At 47.4% G+C, this 18,521-nt stretch carries 21 protein-coding genes; 8 read left to right on the forward strand and 13 right to left on the reverse strand.

Translation table 11 applies throughout. The features are described 5' to 3' along the window. Positions 1 to 322: 322 nt before the first annotated feature. The 5 genes from MSMTP_RS03925 to MSMTP_RS03945 all read left to right on the forward strand — a co-directional run bounded on the left by MSMTP_RS03925 (position 323) and on the right by MSMTP_RS03945 (position 6,257). Positions 323 to 2,839 carry an oligosaccharyl transferase, archaeosortase A system-associated gene (locus MSMTP_RS03925; RefSeq protein ID WP_048177919.1) on the forward strand — a complete coding sequence of 839 codons (2,517 nt, stop codon included), beginning with the start codon at positions 323 to 325 and terminating at the stop codon, positions 2,837 to 2,839. A gap of 233 nt (positions 2,840 to 3,072) precedes the next feature. After that, positions 3,073 to 3,579, forward strand: a complete 507-nt coding sequence (gene hacB / locus MSMTP_RS03930; RefSeq protein WP_048177920.1) for a homoaconitase small subunit — start codon at positions 3,073 to 3,075, stop codon at positions 3,577 to 3,579. Positions 3,580 to 3,648: 69 nt separating this feature from the next. After that, a complete protein-coding gene (locus tag MSMTP_RS03935; RefSeq protein ID WP_048177921.1) occupies positions 3,649 to 4,509 on the forward strand; it encodes a hypothetical protein in 861 nt (286 codons plus the stop codon). A gap of 125 nt (positions 4,510 to 4,634) precedes the next feature. After that, positions 4,635 to 5,195, forward strand: a complete 561-nt coding sequence (locus MSMTP_RS03940) for a manganese efflux pump MntP family protein (protein ID WP_048177922.1) — start codon at positions 4,635 to 4,637, stop codon at positions 5,193 to 5,195. Between the two features lie 69 nt (positions 5,196 to 5,264). Then, positions 5,265 to 6,257: an isocitrate/isopropylmalate family dehydrogenase gene (locus MSMTP_RS03945; RefSeq protein WP_048177923.1), complete on the forward strand. Its 993-nt coding sequence runs from the start codon at positions 5,265 to 5,267 to the stop codon at positions 6,255 to 6,257. A gap of 78 nt (positions 6,258 to 6,335) precedes the next feature. On the opposite strand, the gene MSMTP_RS18925 is transcribed toward MSMTP_RS03945, so the two are convergent. Further along, complete coding sequence (locus MSMTP_RS18925) at positions 6,336 to 6,494, reverse strand: hypothetical protein (RefSeq protein WP_156153665.1); 159 nt, start codon at positions 6,492 to 6,494, stop codon at positions 6,336 to 6,338. Between the two features lie 208 nt (positions 6,495 to 6,702). Between MSMTP_RS18925 and budA the strand changes: the two genes are divergently transcribed. Beyond that, positions 6,703 to 7,554, forward strand: coding sequence for an acetolactate decarboxylase (gene budA, locus MSMTP_RS03950; protein WP_052718262.1), 852 nt, complete (start codon positions 6,703 to 6,705; stop codon positions 7,552 to 7,554). 9 nt (positions 7,555 to 7,563) lie between these two features. On the opposite strand, the gene MSMTP_RS20140 is transcribed toward budA, so the two are convergent. The 12 genes from MSMTP_RS20140 to MSMTP_RS04005 all read right to left on the reverse strand — a co-directional run bounded on the left by MSMTP_RS20140 (position 7,564) and on the right by MSMTP_RS04005 (position 15,697). Next, a complete protein-coding gene (locus MSMTP_RS20140; protein ID WP_255351011.1) occupies positions 7,564 to 7,686 on the reverse strand; it encodes a hypothetical protein in 123 nt (40 codons plus the stop codon). Positions 7,687 to 7,707: 21 nt separating this feature from the next. Continuing rightward, entirely contained in the window at positions 7,708 to 7,842 is a 135-nt protein-coding gene (locus MSMTP_RS20145; protein WP_255351012.1) for a hypothetical protein, read from the reverse strand. A 233-nt stretch (positions 7,843 to 8,075) separates the two neighbouring features. Then, on the reverse strand, positions 8,076 to 9,281 hold the full coding sequence (locus tag MSMTP_RS03955) for an FprA family A-type flavoprotein (protein ID WP_048177924.1): 1,206 nt from the start codon (positions 9,279 to 9,281) through the stop codon (positions 8,076 to 8,078). Between the two features lie 90 nt (positions 9,282 to 9,371). Beyond that, the gene (locus MSMTP_RS03960; protein ID WP_048182630.1) at positions 9,372 to 9,878 is read right to left on the reverse strand and encodes a ferritin family protein; all 507 of its coding nucleotides are present in this window, start codon (positions 9,876 to 9,878) and stop codon (positions 9,372 to 9,374) included. 73 nt (positions 9,879 to 9,951) lie between these two features. Then, positions 9,952 to 10,527: an archaeoflavoprotein AfpA gene (gene afpA, locus MSMTP_RS03965; protein WP_048177925.1), complete on the reverse strand. Its 576-nt coding sequence runs from the start codon at positions 10,525 to 10,527 to the stop codon at positions 9,952 to 9,954. A gap of 287 nt (positions 10,528 to 10,814) precedes the next feature. Next, entirely contained in the window at positions 10,815 to 11,483 is a 669-nt protein-coding gene (locus tag MSMTP_RS03970; protein ID WP_048177926.1) for a flavodoxin family protein, read from the reverse strand. A 148-nt stretch (positions 11,484 to 11,631) separates the two neighbouring features. Then, a complete protein-coding gene (locus MSMTP_RS03975) occupies positions 11,632 to 13,086 on the reverse strand; it encodes a cytochrome c family protein (RefSeq protein ID WP_231582907.1) in 1,455 nt (484 codons plus the stop codon). Further along, positions 13,068 to 13,553, reverse strand: coding sequence for a class II SORL domain-containing protein (locus MSMTP_RS03980; protein ID WP_048177927.1), 486 nt, complete (start codon positions 13,551 to 13,553; stop codon positions 13,068 to 13,070). Before MSMTP_RS03980 ends, MSMTP_RS03975 begins: the two co-directional genes overlap by 19 nt. A gap of 652 nt (positions 13,554 to 14,205) precedes the next feature. Then, positions 14,206 to 14,556 (reverse strand): carboxymuconolactone decarboxylase family protein, encoded by a 351-nt coding sequence (locus tag MSMTP_RS03990; RefSeq protein ID WP_048177929.1) that lies wholly within the window; start codon positions 14,554 to 14,556, stop codon positions 14,206 to 14,208. A 144-nt stretch (positions 14,557 to 14,700) separates the two neighbouring features. Continuing rightward, entirely contained in the window at positions 14,701 to 14,925 is a 225-nt protein-coding gene (locus MSMTP_RS03995; RefSeq protein ID WP_048177930.1) for a DUF2180 family protein, read from the reverse strand. A 40-nt stretch (positions 14,926 to 14,965) separates the two neighbouring features. After that, the gene (locus MSMTP_RS04000) at positions 14,966 to 15,196 is read right to left on the reverse strand and encodes a DUF2180 family protein (RefSeq protein WP_048177931.1); all 231 of its coding nucleotides are present in this window, start codon (positions 15,194 to 15,196) and stop codon (positions 14,966 to 14,968) included. Positions 15,197 to 15,568: 372 nt separating this feature from the next. Continuing rightward, positions 15,569 to 15,697 (reverse strand): desulfoferrodoxin FeS4 iron-binding domain-containing protein, encoded by a 129-nt coding sequence (locus MSMTP_RS04005; protein WP_048177932.1) that lies wholly within the window; start codon positions 15,695 to 15,697, stop codon positions 15,569 to 15,571. 649 nt (positions 15,698 to 16,346) lie between these two features. Here MSMTP_RS04005 and mer point away from each other — a divergent pair. Further along, on the forward strand, positions 16,347 to 17,333 hold the full coding sequence (mer, locus tag MSMTP_RS04010; RefSeq protein ID WP_048177933.1) for a 5,10-methylenetetrahydromethanopterin reductase: 987 nt from the start codon (positions 16,347 to 16,349) through the stop codon (positions 17,331 to 17,333). Positions 17,334 to 17,439: 106 nt separating this feature from the next. Further along, positions 17,440 to 18,480 carry a F420H2 dehydrogenase subunit FpoF gene (gene fpoF / locus MSMTP_RS04015; protein WP_048177934.1) on the forward strand — a complete coding sequence of 347 codons (1,041 nt, stop codon included), beginning with the start codon at positions 17,440 to 17,442 and terminating at the stop codon, positions 18,478 to 18,480. The last annotated feature ends 41 nt before the right edge of the window (positions 18,481 to 18,521 follow it).

An 18,521-nucleotide genomic window follows, 5' to 3' on the forward strand; every position in this document is an offset into this window, starting at 1 on the left:
TAGTATTCATTACACAGTTCTGGATTAGATTGATAAATCAATTCTTTCTTTGAGAATTTAACTCTGTATAACGATCTGTCCATCACTTAATTCTATATTCATCACTTAATTCTATCAATCACTGACACCATCCACAGAATTAAAATCCAGACAAAAAATTTACCTTTATGTAGAATTAATTCCTTTCATGAAATTGAATTCTCTTTATAAGTTATCACTAAAAGGTCCAAATTTCTGATATCTTAATTAGAACTTAAAGTTTTATTAAAGCTTAAATGTTTATTAGAACTTAAATATTTATTAGAACTTAAGAGTGTATTACATGACTGCTGAAAGCAAGAGTCCAAAAAAGTTGCTTGAAAGCCTTCCGTATTTTGTGGGGATCATTATTTCATTTCTTGTTGCTCTCCACATCAGAACTCTCCCGAAGGCTGGTGTGTTTCTTTCGAACGGATTTGTGAGGTTTGGGGGAAATGATCCCTGGTACCATCTTCGAAACGTTGAGTCCATTCTCCACCATTTCCCGAATATGCTCTGGTTCGATGCTTATACACATTATCCTTTCGGGACGGACCAGGTCTTTGCTCCCTTATTCGATATGTTTCTAGCTTCGGTTATATGGGTCCTCGGTGGAGGGAATCCGGATCAGGACCTGATCTATAATGTGTCCGCATACTATCCGGCATTCCTCGGAGCCCTGGTGCTGGTCCCCACATACTATGCGGCAAAATGGGTATTCGATGACAGAAGAGTGGGTCTTCTTTCCGTGTTCATTCTTGCGGTCCTTCCGGGGCAGTTCCTGTCCCGTTCAATGATAGGTTTCAATGACCATCATATTGCAGAAACCCTTCTAAGTACGGTTACTGCGATGTTTTTCATAATGGCACTAAATAAAGCAGGCAAATATGAAATCTCTTTTGAAAAAATTAAGAACAAGGACTTTGCTTCCTTAAAGGGTATTCTCCCCTATCTTTTGCTAACCGGAATTTTTCTTGGAGCCTATGCTCTTGCCTGGAAAGGTGCCCTTTTCTTTGCCTTTATCCTGGGCGCATACATCACGGTTCAACACGTCCTTGACCATATGAAGGGTAAACCTACGGATTATGTGGCGATTTCCGGGATGTTTATTTTTGCTGTTGCTTTTTTCATAGTGATGCTGACCCCTCATCTTGGGGGTACCAAATCCCTTCACATGAAAGGACTACTTGCTGGAATTTTTGCTTTTCCTATCCTCACGGGCATCTCCGTTTTTATGAATAATAGGAAGCTTCCGAAATACTATTATCCCTTTACGCTTGGAGTGCTATTTGTTGCCGGAATCGGACTGGCCAAAATTATATCCCCTTCTATTTTTGCACTGATCATGTCTGTCTTCAGTTATTTCCTGAGGACCGGCGGTGCACTTACGATTGCCGAAGCCTCTCCATTCTTCAGCAGAGGCGGGTTGGAACAGCTCTATGTGCAGTTTGCATATGCAGGATACGTTGTGTTCCTGGGACTTGCGCTGCTTGTCTATGAAATCTACAAAAGAAATGGGCAGGAGAAAAGCTTCCTGCTTATCTGGACCCTGATGATTTTCTGGGCAATGCTTCAGCAGAACCGTTTTGCGTACTACTTTTCGGTGAATGTCGCCATCCTTTCTGCCTATTTTGCGATCTGGATTGCGGACTCTGTAGGTTTGAAATCCCTTTCGGAGGATTTCAAAGCAAAAGTAAAAACCATTGCAGAAGTCCCTGACTTTCTCAAGAAAAATCTTGACGCTAAAAAAGCTTTTTCAATAGTTGTGCTTCTGGTTTCTGCGCTTGTTCTCATCGTCCCGAGCTATGGCGCTGCGATGGAATACACTAAAGGCACGGGAGGTCCCAACGGTCCCTGGATCGAAGCAACCCTCTGGCTAAACTCCAACACTCCTGACCCGGGCCTGGATTTCTATGAAAATTATGAAATTCCCGCTGACGGGGAACTTTACTCCTATCCTGACTCCGCTTATGGTGTCATGTCCTGGTGGGACTACGGCCACTGGATCGAAGTCATCGGTCGAAGAATTCCGAACGCAAACCCCTTCCAGCAGGGGGTCGGTGGCCGCAGGAACAGCCTTGAAGAACCAAACAGACCCGGGGCTTCCACCTTCTTCACCGCTCAGTCCGAAGAAGAGGCCACGGCGGTTCTGGAAGCTATCCATCCTGACCCCGATAAAGTTGCAGCCCGTTACGTCGTCTCAGACGTGGAGATGGCAACAGGCAAGTTCTATGCAATGACTGCCTGGACTCTGGACTCCGAGGGCTACTACGAATCGACCTTTACAGGAAATGGGTACCAGACCCTGCCTGCTCTGCGCTACTACAATTCCATGGAAGCCAGGCTCCACCTCTTTGATGGGACCGGGCTTGAGCAGTACCGCCTGGTCCACGAGACCTGGGCAGGGCAGACAGCTGAAATGGGGTACAAGCAGGTGTTCAATTATCTCTATCTCACTCAGCTTGCTGCGGATGACCCCCGGGGTAAACTTGCCGAGGAGGACACCGGCTACGTGAAGATTTTCGAATACGTAAAAGGTGCAAAAATAAGCGGAACTGCTTCCCCGAATGAGAAGGTCATGATAAACACAATCATTATGACAGGGCAGGGCAGGGATTTTGAATACTCCCAGTCTACAACTGCGGATGCGGAAGGCAGGTACGAGTTCACAGTGCCTTACTCAACCGAAGGGCCGATTTCCGGGGAGACCCAATTTGACACGGCTCCCATCAGGCCTTATCTTGTAAGTTACGGAAGCACGACAAAAGAAGTAGGGGTTAGTGAAGAAGCCGTTTTGAACGGCGAAGAAATTAAAGTTTGAATGTAAATTTTTTGAACGCACTTTCTTGTGCGTTTACTTTTCTTTCTTTTTCCTGCTTTTTTTCTTTTTTCAGCAGTCTTTTCTTCTTCTTGCCGTTTTTCTTTTTTCAGTATTTTTTTCCGGACTTTACCTTTTGCTTTTTCCTTGAACTTCCCTCCAAAATTTCCAGTTGAGCTCTTATTTTCCGCTACTTACATATACTAGTAAAAAAACCTACATGCCAGGTGAATACTATGGAAAACCCTATCAAAGGCCGAGTCTGGATTTTCGGGACCGACATCGATACCGATGTTATCATCCCCGGGAAATACCTGCGGACCAAGGACATGCAGGTCTTTGCAGCCCATGCCATGGAAGGCATAGACCCTGAATTCGCTAAAAATGTGAAGGCTGGAGACATCATTGTTGCCGGGAACAACTTCGGCTGCGGCTCGTCACGGGAACAGGCCCCGCTTGCCCTGAAATATGCCGGTGTGGCCTGCATTGTCGCAAAGTCCTTTGCAAGGATCTTTTTCAGGAATGCCATCAATGTTGGGCTGCCCCTTATGGAAGCGGATGTCGTGTGCCAGGAAGGGGATGAGATCGAGGTTGACCTGCTCAAAGGCGAGGTCTCCGTTCCGGTCAGGGGCACATTCGAAGGAAACAAACTCCCCGATTTCCTGCTCGAGATCCTGACCGATGGGGGGCTTGTGGCGCACAGGAAGAAGCTCCAGAGCCAGGAAATGAAAAAGGAAAGCTGAAGCTAACCGAAGATAACTGAAGATAACCGAAGGAAAACGGGTTAAAAACCTGAATTTGAAGCGATCCCTATGATCTTTCCCGACGAGTACAAATGCGTGGGTGTATCAAAAGCCCTTCCCGAGGGCACGGAAGAGCCCATTTATTTCCTGACAGAGTATCTGATAGTTGAAAAAGAGGACCTCGAGTCCGGAAGTACTGAATACTCTGTCTACTACGTGAAGAAAAGCGGAAATGAGCTGCTCAGAAAGGTTGAATCCCTTGAGCTGATAGCCTCTGGAGAAGAGGTGGTCAGGTACGAAAAGGAACTGAACATAAAGGACCGTTCCCTCCTGATCGAAACCGCCGCGAAACTCTGCACCGGAAAGGTAAATACCGTCATTTTTACCGGTGTGGACAGGCACGTAACAATTGTCCATGATCCTGATCCCTCAGTCATCCTTGAAATCGAGATTCTGGATGTTGCTCCTCCAACTCCTTCCTGGCTTTCCCAGGTTGTACGGAGGCTTGAAGCAAGCGGGATTTTCGGGGACCTACAGATCCGTTTCACGGAAAACACGGTTGACTTAAGGCAGTTCGAAGGGGAAAATACGGTTTTTCCCTGCAGTTCCTCGGGGCTTGAAGGAAAATGCCTTGACTCGGACGTGCTCACCGAAAACGGGCACCTGCTTGTGGGCTGTGAGATCTCGAAGTCTCTTTTTGAGATGCGCTTTCCGGAACTTGAGTATTCCTTCGTGAATCTCTGTCCCTTCAAGTCCGAAATAGTAGTGCCCACAAAGCTCTTCATCACCCGCTGCTGCAGGTCCGAAAAATCAGGACTTGTCAACATCAACGGCATTGAAGGGGCGGTTGTGCACTGGGGAGCTTCGGAATATCAGGTTTCGGAAGCCATCAGAAAACTTGTGAACAGGTACAGGGAAAAAGAGCTTTAAACAAATTCTCTTCTGGAAATGCTTTTTTCAGGAGCATGGGTCCTGATTGAGTCCAGGCTCCTGATGAAATGCCTGGCTCAGTATCCGGGCAAAATTTCATTTGAAAACGATATGGAGTACATTCAATGTCTTTTCTTACAAACTTCCTTCTAGCTCTCGGGCTTGCCATGGACGCATTTGCAGTATCCGTATCCAGTGGATCGACTGTACGGCCTTTTCGGCTAAATGATGCCCTGAAAATGGCGGTTTTTTTCGGGGGTTTCCAGGCCTTCATGCCGGTGCTGGGTTGGGTCGGGGGAAGTGCGGTAAGTGGCTTTCTCTCGGAGTATGCTCCCTGGATCGCTTTTGCGCTTCTGGCTTTTATCGGAGGCAAAATGATATACGAGGCCCTTTACGGGGACCCGGACGGGAAGGTAAGTTCCCTCAGTTATTCCGTGCTTTTCCTGCTTGCCGTGGCAACAAGCATTGACGCCCTTGCGGTCGGGATCAGCTTTGCGTTTCTGGACACCCCTATTCTTGAGCCCGTAATCATTATAGGCTGTGTGACCTTTTTCATGTCCTTTTGGGGGGCTATCCTGGGGCACAGGATAGGGCATTTCTTTGAAAGTGAGGTTGAAATCCTGGGGGGGCTCATCCTGATTGCGCTTGGCGTTAAAATCCTTGTCGAACACCTGCTATGGATCTAAATGTAGTTCTTCGGGTTCGGGTTCGTCAGGTTCATATACTCTCTCGCAGTCTCAATCTTTGAGGTGAGGATGACGAAACTTGCGGTAATAGAAGGTGACGGAATAGGAAGGGAAGTGATCCCTGCAGCCCTGGAAGCCCTGGATGCTTTCGGGCTCGATATTGAAAAAGTGTCCCTGGAACTTGGATATGCCCGTTGGGAGCGGACCGGGACTGCGATGTCGGAGGAGGACCTCGAGATTATAAAGGGATGCGATGCGGTCCTGTTCGGGGCTATCACTACGGTGCCTGATCCGAACTACAAGAGCATCCTGCTGACCATCCGGAAGGAACTGGACCTCTATGCCAATGTCCGGCCTATAAAGCCCCTGCCCGGAGTTATGGGTGTGACCGGCAGGAATGATTTTGATTTTGTGATTGTCCGGGAAAACACGGAAGGGCTCTATTCCGGAATTGAGGAGCTCCATGAGGATTTTTCCACCACCCAGAGGCTTGTCACCCGGAAAGGTTCCGAAAGGATTGCGGAATATGCCTGCAAACTTGCAAAAGAGAGGAAGAACCGGTTGACCATTGTCCACAAGTCAAATGTCCTTAAATCCGACAAACTTTTCCTGGACGTCTGCCGGGAGACTGCCAGTGCCCGCGGCGTCGAGTCCAATGACATGCTCGTGGATGCCATGGCTTACAGCCTCATGATGCGTCCCGAGAATTACGATGTTGTGGTCACAACCAACCTCTTCGGGGACATCCTGAGCGACATGTCCGGGGCTCTGGTGGGAAGCCTGGGGCTACTGCCAAGCGCGAATATCGGCTCAAAGTACGCCTTTTTCGAGCCCGTACACGGGAGCGCACCTGACATTGCAGGAAAGGGCATTGCAAACCCACTTGCGGCAATTCTCTGCGTAAAGATGCTGCTTGAATGGATGGGGGAAAAAAGAGCTTCACTCATTGACGAGGCTGTCGGCTACGTGCTTCAAAAGAAAATTGTACCTCCCGACCTGGGTGGCAATTCCACCACGGCGGAGATCGGGCATGCGGTTGCAGAATATCTTAAGAAGTTCTGATGGTCTGAATAATTTCTGATAGCCTGAAGAAGTTTTGATCAACAACTCTTCTCCGATTGGCTCGTTTGCTCCGGTGAGTCAGATATTTTCTCCCGTCTGCAAAACTTCTTTTTTTCTTCCTCTTTCTTCAGTTCCTGAAATCAGTTCTGCAAAGCAGACTTCCTGGCTGGCTCTGAAGCTTTCAAACTGTTCGTAATAATGAGTTCTTTGAACAAGTCCTTTAAAATATTCATCCATAAGTTTATCCCCCTTTTATACCCATAGAAATATAGTATCTTATATTTTATAAATATTTACTATCAGTAAGTATAAATCGTATTCAGGTTTTTAATACATCATGAGTTAAAATATTTAAGAAGAAACCTTTTTCAATCTTCCAATATTTCACTCTGTCATATCTCTTACTCTATCATATCTACACTTTATCTTGTCATGAGGCTTGTACATGAAAAAACACAGTTTTTTAATTCTGGCAATAGTTTTCGCATCTCTTCTCCTCTCCGGATGTGCTGAACGTAATGGCGATACCGGGAATGATATGGAGGTCGAGCTTTCGGGTGTTGATGAAGTCCCTCCGGAATCAGCTGGTTTGGAAAACGACGTCCTCTATCAGGTCTCCACCCTTGATGCCCTGCTCCAGAGTGTCTATGACGGCATTCTTCCTATCGAAGAGCTTGAAACTCACGGGGATTTCGGGATCGGGACTTTCGACGGACTCGAAGGGGAAATGCTTGCCCTTGACGGAGATTATTACCAGATAAAAACCGATGGGCTTGCCTACCCTGTTTCCGGGGAAATGACCACTCCTTTTGCCACGGTAACCTTCTTTGAAACAGACGAGAGTTTCGGGCTGGAGGGGCCAATGAACCTCACGGAACTCGAAGCTTTCCTGGACTCAAAGCTCCCTTCGGAAAATCTCTTCTATGCAGTCCGGGTTGAGGGAAACTTTTCCTTCATGAAGGCGCGAAGTGTTCCAAAGCAGGAAAAACCGTACCCCAGGCTTGTGGACGTTGTCTCAACTCAGGCAGTCTTTGAATTTGAAAATATAAGTGGCACACTGGTAGGGTTCAGGGCTCCCGACTACGTGAAAGGAGTCAATGTGCCGGGCTACCATATTCACTTTATTACCACGGATAGGAGCGCAGGAGGGCATGTCCTTGACTTTGAGCTTGAAGAAGGGGATGCCGCAGTTGACATCACCAGGGCTTTCTTCATGGAACTTCCTACCAGCGGCGACTTTTATGAAGTGGAACTGGGTCAGGATCTTCAGTCTGATTTAGAAAGGGTTGAAAAGTAATTTTATGCTTTATTGAAGCTTTTCAGCTTTTTTATCCCCTGAGCTTTTTCTTTTTATTTTCCCTCTTTTATTTTTCCAGTTTCCTCTCTTTTCCTCAGAATGCTCTCTGATGTCTTTACCCCTGGTTTCCAATTAGGTCCTTATTTTAGAAGCTCAGGCAGGATATTTGAGTTCCGGCTCTGTTACCGGCATGTCCTGAAACTGCCTGGAAATATGGGTGTTTCTGAAGCTTTCAAACTGTTCGTAGTACAGGGCGCGTTCGACCAATCCGTTGAATAACTCTTCCATTGTTTTAACCTCAATAACTAAATTACTTCAGTACTTATTAAGCTCAGCCAAGCTGGGTGAAAGTATTATCCGGGGATCTTTGAGGCTGTATTTAAGAGGGTATTGACGCCTGTTGATGCATCTGTTGATGTGTCCACTAAGTAGTCCATTGATGTGTCTACTGAGTAGTCTAATGATACTGAAAAATAGAATGTGGGCAATTTTTTATTGTAAAGTCCTTGACTTGTATTATTTTATTCTTTTGAAATCTCCGCAAGTTTCCTTCCGAGGTCCCTGCACATCTCCAGTTCCGATCCTTCCGGCCTGTACCTTACCTGGATGCCCGGTTCGAGGAGCTCCACTCCTGAGTTTTTCAGTTCTTGTTCTATAGTTTTTACGGCACCTCCTCCCCAGCCGTAGGAGCCGAAGGCTGCGGCTTTTTTCTTCGGGGGGCGTAGGCCTTTCAGGTAGGCAAGAAAGTCCCCTACGGAAGGAAATATCCCGTTATTCAGGGTGGGGGAGCCGATAGCAAAGGCTGCCGAATCCAGCATCTCTTTCATGATGTGGTTCCGGGTATTTTTCCGGAGGTGCAGGAGTTTTACCTCCACTCCGGCTTTCCGGGCGGCTTCTGCAATTTCCTTCGCCATTATTTCGGTGCTGCCCCACATGCTGTCATAGATCACGAGGACTTTTTCCCTTACCTTTCCGTTTGCCCAGGTGGTATAGGCTTTCAGGATTTTGTCGAGGTCCCGTTTCCAGACCACGCCGTGGGATGGGGCGATCTGTTTGGGGGAAATCCCGTACTCTTTAAGCCTTCCCAGGTAGCGGAGAAGGGGCACCCCGAAGGGCATGAGGATGTTGGCGTAATACTCAGCAGCGGCGGGGATCAGGTCTCCGACTTCATAATCATAACGTTTGGAAGTGGCAATGTGCTGCCCGAAGGCATCATTTGAAAAGAGGATACTGTTTTCTATCAGGAAAGTCTCCATGCTGTCAGGCCAGTGGAGCATGGTTGCTTCCAGGAATACCAGGGTTTTGCTGCCCAGAATCAGCTGGTCCCCGGTCCGGACAATTTGAAAGTCCCAGTCATCGCAGCCAGAGGGCTTGAAATAGCCGTCCAGAATGTCCCTGCCCCGCCTCGTTATGAAGATGCTTGCATCCGTGTGCTCCTTCAGTTCCGCAAGGGCTCCGGCATGGTCCATTTCCATGTGGTTTACCACGATATAATCGATTTTCGCAGGGTCAATGATCTCCCGGATACGCTCCAGCATCTCCCCTGCAAAATCGGCCTTCACGGTGTCGATGAGGGCGGTTTTCTCCCCCACTACCAGATAGGCGTTGTAGGTGGTTCCCTCCGGTGTGGTAAAGCCATGAAAGTCCCTCCCGTTCCAGTCAATTGCCCCTACCCAGTAAACCCCTCTGGCAAGCTCAACGGCTCCGCCTCTTTCTCCACTTTCCATGCCAACCCCCTGAAGACCCCCGATTTCCTGAATGATTCTTTCTTCAATGCTTTTTTCCTGTTTGGGCTTTATTTTTTCTGAGGCTTTTTTTCAGGTCTGCATCCTGAAATCAGTGATAGATTCGAGATAGCTGTCAAGAAGGTCATAATGGATGCTCTCGTACCCGGCCAGCATCTCGAAAAACTTTTTCCGCGTCTCGTCCTCGCTCAGTTTTGCCAGTTCCATGTAGAAGTACTCGCTTTTCCGCTCATGCCTCATTGCTGCGATAACGATTCCGATTGCTCCCAGCTCCATGTGGCCATAACCGGTTTCAGTTTCCTCAAACTCCGGGGTAAAGGACTGGCCGCTTGGAATTTGGATCTCAATCTCAGGGAGCTTTTTTGTATCCCTGTATTCTTCCAGGTAATGCAGGTGTTTTGCTTCCTCATCTGCCAGATACTTATAGAGGTCCTTTAACTGGATACTATCTGTGGTGGCTGCTTTCTCCATGTAAAAGGTTCTGGCTTCTTTTTCCCTTTCTGCTGCAAGGGCTATGGCTTCATCAAGGTCTTTGAGCTTGCTCACTTCATCAACGACTTCCTGGAATGCGTATTTCACAGTTATTTTACCCCCTTTATACGGTGTTTTTGGTTCAACTTTTCTTCCGGCTTCCGATCCCCTGTCAGTTCCTTTAAACTTCCGGTTTTTCCATCCCCAGGAGGTCATAGATGTCATAAGGACTTTTGAGCAGGGTGATGTTTTCCATCCGGGCCAGTTTTTCCGAGTTGCTAACATCTACCTCTCTCATTGTGAGTTCAAAAGTCCGGCCTGTGGGTGCGGAAGTCTTTACAGTGCCCCTCTTCTGGTCAACGGGCAGGATATAGATGGGAGTCGAGCCTTTTGCAGTCTGGGACACCGCATTCGTTACCAGGGTATCAGCAATCCCGTGGACGATCTTTGCAACCGTGTTGGCAGTTGCCGGGGCTACCAGGAGGAAGTCGTAATACCCCATCTGGAGCGGGCCTGCAATGAATGGTGAGTTGGGTCCCGCATCCGTCTTGAAATTGGGGAAGTCCTTCTGGATTTTGTCCCAGAGGTGATACCATTTCATTACGGTCTCTCCCTCCCTGGATAGGAAAACCATTGTTTCGACCCCTGTCCGCTTTTTGAGATCTACCATCGTGTTGTAGGTCTCTATCATCTGGTCCCCCGAGCCAGTTATAGCCCATGCGATTCTCTTGATCTTTTTAGCTACCACTTCCACCATACAAATCACTCCTCAAATATAGTTTCATTAATTTCGATTGTATTTTTGATCGGCTAAGTATGTTAAATTTTTTATCAGCTTGAATTTAAATTCAAAATCAGGTATTTATTAAAGAGGCGCCGGTTTTCAGGTATGTCCGGATCAGGATTTCTGGCTTTAATCCGGTCTCCCCTTTTTGTCCCCTTTCCCTTTTTGCCCCCTTTCCCTTTTTGTCCCTTTTTCCCTTTTTACCCCTTTTGCCTTTTTACCCCATTTGCCTTTTTTCCCTTACCCCTTTTTTATTCCTTTTATTTCCCTTCTTTTTCAGGCTGTTTGGGTTTTTCTGAGGGTCCGGCCTTTTTCACCAGCTGTGCAGTTTGGATGAATTTTTTCATGGTTTTTCGAAGGCTCCGCATCCCCTCAGAATCTTCGGAAACTCCCTCTGGCCCTTTGTCCTGAGACCAGAATGTAGCTCCTAAATTGGCTCCGAATGAACCTCCACCTACCGGAATCATTTCGTTTATTATGTAGAAGTTGTGGATGGTCTGGAGTGCAGGTTCCTGGCCTCCTATCCGGTCCCCTCCATCGGCAATCCCCATTCCTACCTTATTCAGGAAGGCTTTCGGGTCTTTTGCAACCACGGCCCTTACCCGGTCCATGATTGTCTTTGTCTGGGCACTGATGGTCCCCTGGTAGACGGGGGTCCCGATGATCCAGGCATCAGCCCACATCATTTTTTCATACAGTTCGGCCGAGATGTCGTCCTTGTGGACACAGCCCTCTCTTTTCCTGACACAAAAATCACAGTGAATGCAAAAATTCAGCTTTTTTCCTTTCGCAGAAAAATAATCGGTTTCCGCGTTGTATTTCTCCCTTGCAATCCGCAAGGCTTCCTGGACCACATAATCAGTCGCCATTTTTCTGGGACTCCCGGAGATCCCCAGAATTTTTATGCTTTCGGATTCAGTTTCGGCCATGTCCCTCACCTGCATTTTCTACTAATAATTATATACATTGTAATACATATTAGGGTATGCTCTGAGTTTTTTCTCTTTTCTCTCTTCTCTTCCGTTTTCTTACATATCCGGGTTATTTTTTTCATTATATCCGTTTTCTCTTTTCCATTCACCCTTTTAATTTCCTGTAAGTTACTGCAAGGAAAACGATTGCCAGCATTCCTGCTGCCCCTATTTCCGGAATTCCAGGACTTGAAGTCTCGGTTTCAGGGTAAGTTGCCATATCTATTACCGGTACGGTATAGGTGCCTTCCCCGAAGAGCTCGTCGATATGTTCCTGGGAAGCTGAGCGGTAGTGCAGGACCGATTTTATGGTGATTGGAGGTGTGACTCCTTCGGGCATCACAAAGGAATGGTTTTCCAGCACCGAGGCTTTCGGGGGAATTCTGTTATCGTAAAGGATGCTTTCTGCTTCCCAGACTTTTAAGGTGGGTTGCCCTTCGGAATTCGCAAAGACCGTATGGTAGACTGTTGCTTCCGGGTCTATTTCTCCTGCTTCGTCCAGGGCTCCGGAATGGTAAAGCTCCTTCCCTTCTGCGTCTGTTGCGGTAAGTTCCAGCCAGATTTCCCTGTCTTCAGTGACTCCACTTGGGATTTTATGCCCTGCCCCGATGTTTTTTATCTCCACTTCAATGTCCACGGTTTCCCCGGCTTCAGCTGCTTCCGGGGCTTTTACGTCCAGGGCTGCGGCATGCTGCAGGTATTCTATTGCCCGTTTTTCATGCCTGCCTTCTCCGAGGGCATCTGTTACGAAGGCGTTACCCCCCACAAAGTAGTGGGTATAAACATGCTCCCTTTCCGGGCCGCTCGAGGTAGCTTTTCCCGGATTCGCTTCATATTCGACAATCCCGGGTGTCATGTGGCAGTCCTGGCACTGGACTCCTTCTTCCGCGTACGGGCTTTCTTTCCACTCCGTGTAGGTGGCTGCAAGGGTCAGGTTGTTGGCAGGGTGGTAGATATTGTGGCACATCCCGCAGTATTCGGATTGCGTGTAGAATTCGTGGGCTTCGACTTCATGGGCAGGGGACTGGGCGTCTGTCCTGCGGCCCCATTTCACGTCCCCGGGGTCGAGCACGTAGGGAGCGTTTCCTATCCCTTCGCTTTCAGCGACAGCGTGACAGAAATCACACTGGACTCCTTCTTTTGCGACCTCGCTCAGGCCCGAACCGTCAAGGGGCGGGATTTCTTCCGAAACCACCCCGATGGGAGTGTGGCAGCGGGAACAAAATCCTTCAGGGAGCCCTTCTGCTTCTGCAGTAGCGCCGTATTCCTGCAGCATTGCCTGGTAAAAGAAATCCTCATCGGAGTTTGAGTGCATGGACCCATCCCATTCTCCGAAAGAGTTGCCGTGGCAATTGGAACAGAGCCCGGACCTCGTAAACTGGCCCGATACAAAATCCCCCGGTTCGCTCTGCTCTGCAGCCGCGGGGAGTGTCCCTGCGAGTCCTGCAATAAAAAAAAAGGTAAATAAAATGGTAATTAGAAGTCCCGGCTTTTCCACCGTCATTCCCCCTGCATAGTTTCCTTTAAGTTTTTTCAGGTTTTTCAGGCTTTCCAGGAACACTTCCTGCCTTTGCCTTCTTCTCCAGACATGACCTCTATTTTCCTGGCTGCCTCCCAGAGCCCGTGGATGTTGCAGTGTTCCCGGGCGTACAGGTTCGTTATCACGGACTTTTCTCCGCACTCTCCGCAGATGTTCACTCCGTGTATAGTGCAGGTTTCAATTTCTTTGATGGCGATCAGGGCCTCATCAGCTTCTACCCTGAAAGTGGCCCGAGCATTCTCATCGGAAGGCGACAGTTCTTTGCGCCCCACGAGCTTGTTGCGCAGATAAAGCTCAACCCATTCGATGAAGTGTTTTTCCTCCATCACATGCGGGATGCTGCCTACGGTCACAGTGACCTTGAAGGGCTCTCCTGCAATCACGGTTTCGGGAGCTTCGATAATAGGTAAGTGTTTCTTTTCGCCTTCGGTCAGGTTTTCAGGGTCAACCGGTTTGTTTACTTTCTCTTCAGCTGCAATTTCGGCCATGGTTTTTTTCTCCATTTTATTTTTTATTTTCTATTTTTTTATCTTGAGAATTCGATTTTTTCACTCTCCTCCTTCAGTTTCCACTCCCACCCTCAATTATTTTTTGGAGTGGATATAGGGGAATCCATTGGTGTATATAACGTCCCGAAAGTCCGGGATGTTAAGCAAGCCTGGTTTCGTAAACGTGGCCTGAAACCTATGGGTGGATGCAAAGTCCGGAAGGTCCGTGTGTGGACAGTTTCCACTATCCACTGGTGTCTTCTATACCCTCCGTTTCTCAAGGGATTTTTTATATGCGCCCTGTAAACAAATGTCCCCTGAAGCAGACCCCCGCTTCAAAACTTGCCGTGACCAACAGCATAAGCGTTACAGTTACAGGAAACTGCTTGCTTCTTGCTTTCCTGGCCGATTCTTGCGAAGAGCGCTACTCTTGCGAAGAGCGCTACTTTTTGATTTCTGCGGATCAATCTTCCCATTATTTTCCCCTTTATATCCAAATCAATGTCCGCATTCATCCTGGGCCGTGGATAGTTCTGCTCTTCCTACCTGTTTGCCCTGGCGGTAGAGTCCGACTCACCCGACATAGTGCCTTTCTTTCATAGGGAGTGGGATCTCTCTCGTCACCACGTTCACTTCTATCGAGCTTTTCCCTTTATTTTAACAGCTTTAGAGCTTCCCTGCATGCTGAGATTGCGGGAGCTCCCGAAGTTATGAAGATGACGTCCATGGTTTCCATGATCTCTTCTTTGGTGGCTCCGTTATTGAGGGCATTTCTCATCTGAGCCATGGTACAGGCTTCGCACTGTTTGGAAGCCACAACCGCAAGGGCCATCAGGCTCTTCACCTTTGCCGGGAGGGCACCGTCGGACAGGAGTTTCTTGTTACAAACTCCGTATTTGTGCACGAACCTGGGATCAATCTCTTTCAAGGTTTCCAGAATTCCCGGGGTAAAGCCTATCTTTTCCCCCATCTCTTCAATTAACTTTTCTGCTTCTTCTGGCATTATACTTACCTCCACTCGATTTTAAGTATTAAATTTAAAATTATTAATTACTATTTATTTAATCAATATATACGTTCTCCGGTGGTATACCCCCCAGGCTTTTCATTCTTCCTCAGGTTCTCTCTGGGATCCGTCTCCCTCCGGTTATACGCAGAACCCGGGCCCGAGAATCGTATCTACACATTCCTGACAAAGCATTCTGGGAAGGTCTTTTTTAAGCATCTTGTGGGCCAGCGGGTATCCTCCCCCTTTCATGGGCACATCCAGTTCCTTGACGTGGTCCATACATATGCCTTTCCCGCATACGATGCAGACACTTACAGCTTCGGTATCTTTCCCTTCTTCGGCACAGTCATAGCACTTCAGCATCGAATCACCCTCATTTACCCGGTACCTTCTCGATGGTACCTTAACAAACCTCGTCAAACATGCAGTTTTCCTTCAGCGCTTCATGGCAGGGAATGCAAACAATCCGCTTGATATTTTCAAGGTCCGGTTTCAACTCGATCGGATAGTCCCCTTCCCACGCCGGGGTTTCCTCATGGATCAGGTGTTCTTTGCAAACCCCTCTCCCACACACGATACAGATCGCAACGGCGTCCGTGTACTTGCCTGCTTTGGCGCATTCATAGCATCTCATCGCTTTTCCCCTGATTAAAAAGTTCTTTCTAATTTCAGATACTTATGGATTTAAACTGTCTAATGGATCTGTTTTTCAATCCAACCAATCTTTAGATGGATCTGTTTTTCAATCCGGCCAATCTTTAGACGGATCTATTTTCATTCCGACCAATCTTTAGATGGATCTATTTTCAATTAGACCCATATTTTAAAGGGAATTTATCGTTATGAACGATTCAAGAACAATTCCCACATAATAGTGTCAAAAGTGTCTCAAAATAATTTTTACTTCAAGATACTTCCTTTAGCGAATGATTCTTATGGAGACACTAATCTATGCGGGCGCTCATACCTCTAATTTTCCGGACGGATTTAATTGCTTACGGGAAGTTCACTCTTCTTCCACACGGGTCATGTCCTGCCCGCAGCAGACGAGAGTTCCGCCTCCAGCTTTTGTAACGACCACTTCGTTACCGCAGATTTCACAGCGGTATTTTTCCCCTACAGCCGAAACAGCCATGGTCCTTTCACCCCCTTCATCTTTTATTTCCCCTGAGTTTATTTCCCCGGAGGCATTCCAGCAGGTATTTTCCCTTGCCCCATTTCCTGTCCCCTGTGCCCGTTCGCGAGTAAATAAACCATATACAATTAATCTGTCTTCGTATTTAATTGTAGGGATTTTTTTGGGAGTTGTGGGAAAGTCTCCTTACCAGTTATTTTCTTTTCAGGAATTTTAAAGTTGAATTTTTTGTTTCCTTTTTATTCTCAGATATAAGTTTTTCCCGCCGGAAATTATCTTTTTTTTGGAATTTTGATGTTTTTAAGGCTTTATCCTGAGGGTATTTACCTTTCCCTTTATCGAAAAGTTCTGCTCTGGCAAAGGTTTTTAAAGGCCGTCAATCTTTTTTTAAGCAGGGTCTGTTGAAGAGTTTTCGTTATGGGAAATTGTTAAGTTATATATTTTTTATAACCAACTTTGTATATTATTCCTTTAATACAGTTAAATATATATAGATTCTTAAATACAGTTATGTGAATTCTAGCCCAAAGAATTATAATTAATATCTATTATACTAAATATTAATTATAATTTTAAAGATATTTTATGTTCGGTTAAATGGAAACGCAGCCATTTTAGCTAATTAACAACAATTAAGGAGTAATCAAAGATGAAGTTCGGAATCGAATTTGTGCCGAGCGATCCAGTTTTAAAGATCGCAACTTACGCAAAGCTTGCAGAAGAACAGGGATTCGACAATGTCTGGATCACTGACCACTACAACAACCGTGATGTTTATACCACTCTTGCCGTGCTTGCTCTGAACACCAACAGCATCAAGATCGGTTCCGGAGTTACCAACTCCTACACCAGGAACCCTGCAATCACAGCATCCAGCATCGGTGCAGTTAACGAAATTTCCGGCGGCAGGGCTATCCTGGGTCTCGGTCCTGGGGACAAGGCAACCTTCGACGCAATGGGTGTCGAGTGGGTCAAGCCCCTCGCAACCACCAGGGAAGCCATTCAGGCCCTCAGGGGTTTCTTCGCAGGTGAGAAGGTCTCCATGGACGGAGATGTAGTCAAGTTCGGCGGCGCAAAGCTTGCATTCAAGACCGGAAACATCCCCATTTACATGGGTGCCCAGGGTCCCAAGATGCTCGAGCTCGCCGGTGAAGTGGCTGACGGTGTCCTGATCAATGCTTCCCACCCCAAGGACTTTGAAGTTGCCGTTGAGCAAATCAAGAAGGGTGCCGCAAAGACAGGCCGCGACCCCGCTGAAGTTGATGTGACCGCATACGCTTGTTTCTCCATTGACAAGGACCCTGCAAAGGCTGTCAGCGCTGCAAAAGTAGTAGTTGCATTCATCGTTGCCGGTTCCCCTGACCTTGTCCTTGAACGCCACGGCATCCCTGTCGAAGCCAAGGGCCAGATCGGTGAAGCCATTGCCAAGGGAGACTTCGGAGCCCTCATGGGCGGCCTTGTCACCGACCAGATGGTCGAAGCTTTTGCTATCTGCGGAACTCCTGAGGACTGCATGCAGAGGATCCGGGACCTTGAAGCCATTGGCGTAACCCAGGTCGTTGCCGGTTCCCCGATAGGTCCTAACAAGGAAAAGGCAATAAAGCTTATAGGGAAAGAAATCATTGCAAAGATGTAATTTTTTCCATTACATCTTTTAATAACATTTTGAAAAACGTTTTATATCACTTTGAAAAACCTCCTGCCCGTAAGGGCAGGAATATCAAGGCATTGGAGGTAACTAATTGCCACCAAAAATTGCAGAAGTCATTGAAAATGACGTTTGCGCAGCCTGTGGGGCATGCGAAGCCGTATGTCCTATCGGGGCTGTTACCGTGAAGAAGGCGGCAGAAATTCGAGATCCGAACGACCTGTCCCTGTATGAAAAAGGGGCTGGATACCAGGTTTGTGAAGGCTGCTTTACCTGCGGCAGGGTCTGTCCCGTAGTTGACGGTTTCATCGACGATGAACTTGCAAACGTGCGTAGTTTCTTTGGCGCAAAAGCCAAAGATTCCGTAGGAAGCCAGGACGGTGGAGTATCCACTGCCTTGCTGAAGGCTCTCTTCAGGAAAGGTGAAATCGACTGTGCTGTCGGGATTGCCAGAAATGAGAACTGGGAACCTGAAGTGGTCCTGATTACAAGTGCTGAAGACGTGGACAAGACCAGAGGGACCAAGTATACCTCGGACCCCGTACTTACGGTTCTCAGGGAAGCTTTTGAGAAATACAACCGGATTGCAATAGTAGGTGTGCCCTGCCAGACCCATGCGGCAAGTTTGATCCGGGAAAATGTTAACGAAAAGATCGTGCTCATCATCGGGCTGCTCTGTATGGAAAGTTTCCACCATGATGTGATGCTCGAAAAGATCGTCCCCGAGATTCTGCAGGTCAAAACCGAAGACATCGTAAAGATGGAATTCACCAAAGGTAAGTTCTGGGTCTACACAAAAGACGAAGAAGTCCATTCCGTGGCCATCAAGGAAATTGCAAAGTTTGCCAGGAACCCCTGTCACAACTGCTGTGACTACACCTCGGTCTTTGCCGACATTTCCGTAGGTTCGGTTGGTGCTCCTGACGGCTGGAACTCGGTCTTCATCCGGAGTGAAACAGGTGAGAAGTACTTCAACATGGTTCGCGATGAATTTGAAATCAACGAAGACCCGAAGCCTGGCCTGGATCTTGTCGAAAAGCTCATTGGCATGAAGCGCAAGGGCAACGCCGAGCATTTCCTGGAAGTCTGCGAAAAATTCAGTTTTGAGACCGGCATCCGCAACGAAACGGTCTGACACCGAAAGTTCTTACACTGAATGTAGAGACAGACCGGAAA

Origin of the sequence: Methanosarcina sp. MTP4, assembly GCF_000970045.1 — an archaeon.
GTDB lineage: Archaea > Halobacteriota > Methanosarcinia > Methanosarcinales > Methanosarcinaceae > MTP4.

What these genes read in the sequence shown, in the direction of transcription:
- MSMTP_RS03925 (WP_048177919.1), top strand. Translation starts at nt 323, where the DNA reads ATGACTGCTGAAAGCAAGAGTCCAAAAAAGTTGCTTGAAAGCCTTCCG.
- hacB (WP_048177920.1), top strand. Translation starts at nt 3,073, where the DNA reads ATGGAAAACCCTATCAAAGGCCGAGTCTGGATTTTCGGGACCGACATC.
- MSMTP_RS03935 (WP_048177921.1), top strand. Translation starts at nt 3,649, where the DNA reads ATGATCTTTCCCGACGAGTACAAATGCGTGGGTGTATCAAAAGCCCTT.
- MSMTP_RS03940 (WP_048177922.1), top strand. Translation starts at nt 4,635, where the DNA reads ATGTCTTTTCTTACAAACTTCCTTCTAGCTCTCGGGCTTGCCATGGAC.
- MSMTP_RS03945 (WP_048177923.1), top strand. Translation starts at nt 5,265, where the DNA reads ATGACGAAACTTGCGGTAATAGAAGGTGACGGAATAGGAAGGGAAGTG.
- MSMTP_RS18925 (WP_156153665.1), bottom strand. Translation starts at nt 6,494, where the DNA reads ATGGATGAATATTTTAAAGGACTTGTTCAAAGAACTCATTATTACGAA.
- budA (WP_052718262.1), top strand. Translation starts at nt 6,703, where the DNA reads ATGAAAAAACACAGTTTTTTAATTCTGGCAATAGTTTTCGCATCTCTT.
- MSMTP_RS20145 (WP_255351012.1), bottom strand. Translation starts at nt 7,842, where the DNA reads ATGGAAGAGTTATTCAACGGATTGGTCGAACGCGCCCTGTACTACGAA.
- MSMTP_RS03955 (WP_048177924.1), bottom strand. Translation starts at nt 9,281, where the DNA reads ATGGAAAGTGGAGAAAGAGGCGGAGCCGTTGAGCTTGCCAGAGGGGTT.
- afpA (WP_048177925.1), bottom strand. Translation starts at nt 10,527, where the DNA reads ATGGTGGAAGTGGTAGCTAAAAAGATCAAGAGAATCGCATGGGCTATA.
- MSMTP_RS03970 (WP_048177926.1), bottom strand. Translation starts at nt 11,483, where the DNA reads ATGGCCGAAACTGAATCCGAAAGCATAAAAATTCTGGGGATCTCCGGG.
- MSMTP_RS03980 (WP_048177927.1), bottom strand. Translation starts at nt 13,553, where the DNA reads ATGGCCGAAATTGCAGCTGAAGAGAAAGTAAACAAACCGGTTGACCCT.
- MSMTP_RS03990 (WP_048177929.1), bottom strand. Translation starts at nt 14,556, where the DNA reads ATGCCAGAAGAAGCAGAAAAGTTAATTGAAGAGATGGGGGAAAAGATA.
- MSMTP_RS03995 (WP_048177930.1), bottom strand. Translation starts at nt 14,925, where the DNA reads ATGCTGAAGTGCTATGACTGTGCCGAAGAAGGGAAAGATACCGAAGCT.
- MSMTP_RS04000 (WP_048177931.1), bottom strand. Translation starts at nt 15,196, where the DNA reads ATGAGATGCTATGAATGCGCCAAAGCAGGCAAGTACACGGACGCCGTT.
- MSMTP_RS04005 (WP_048177932.1), bottom strand. Translation starts at nt 15,697, where the DNA reads ATGGCTGTTTCGGCTGTAGGGGAAAAATACCGCTGTGAAATCTGCGGT.
- mer (WP_048177933.1), top strand. Translation starts at nt 16,347, where the DNA reads ATGAAGTTCGGAATCGAATTTGTGCCGAGCGATCCAGTTTTAAAGATC.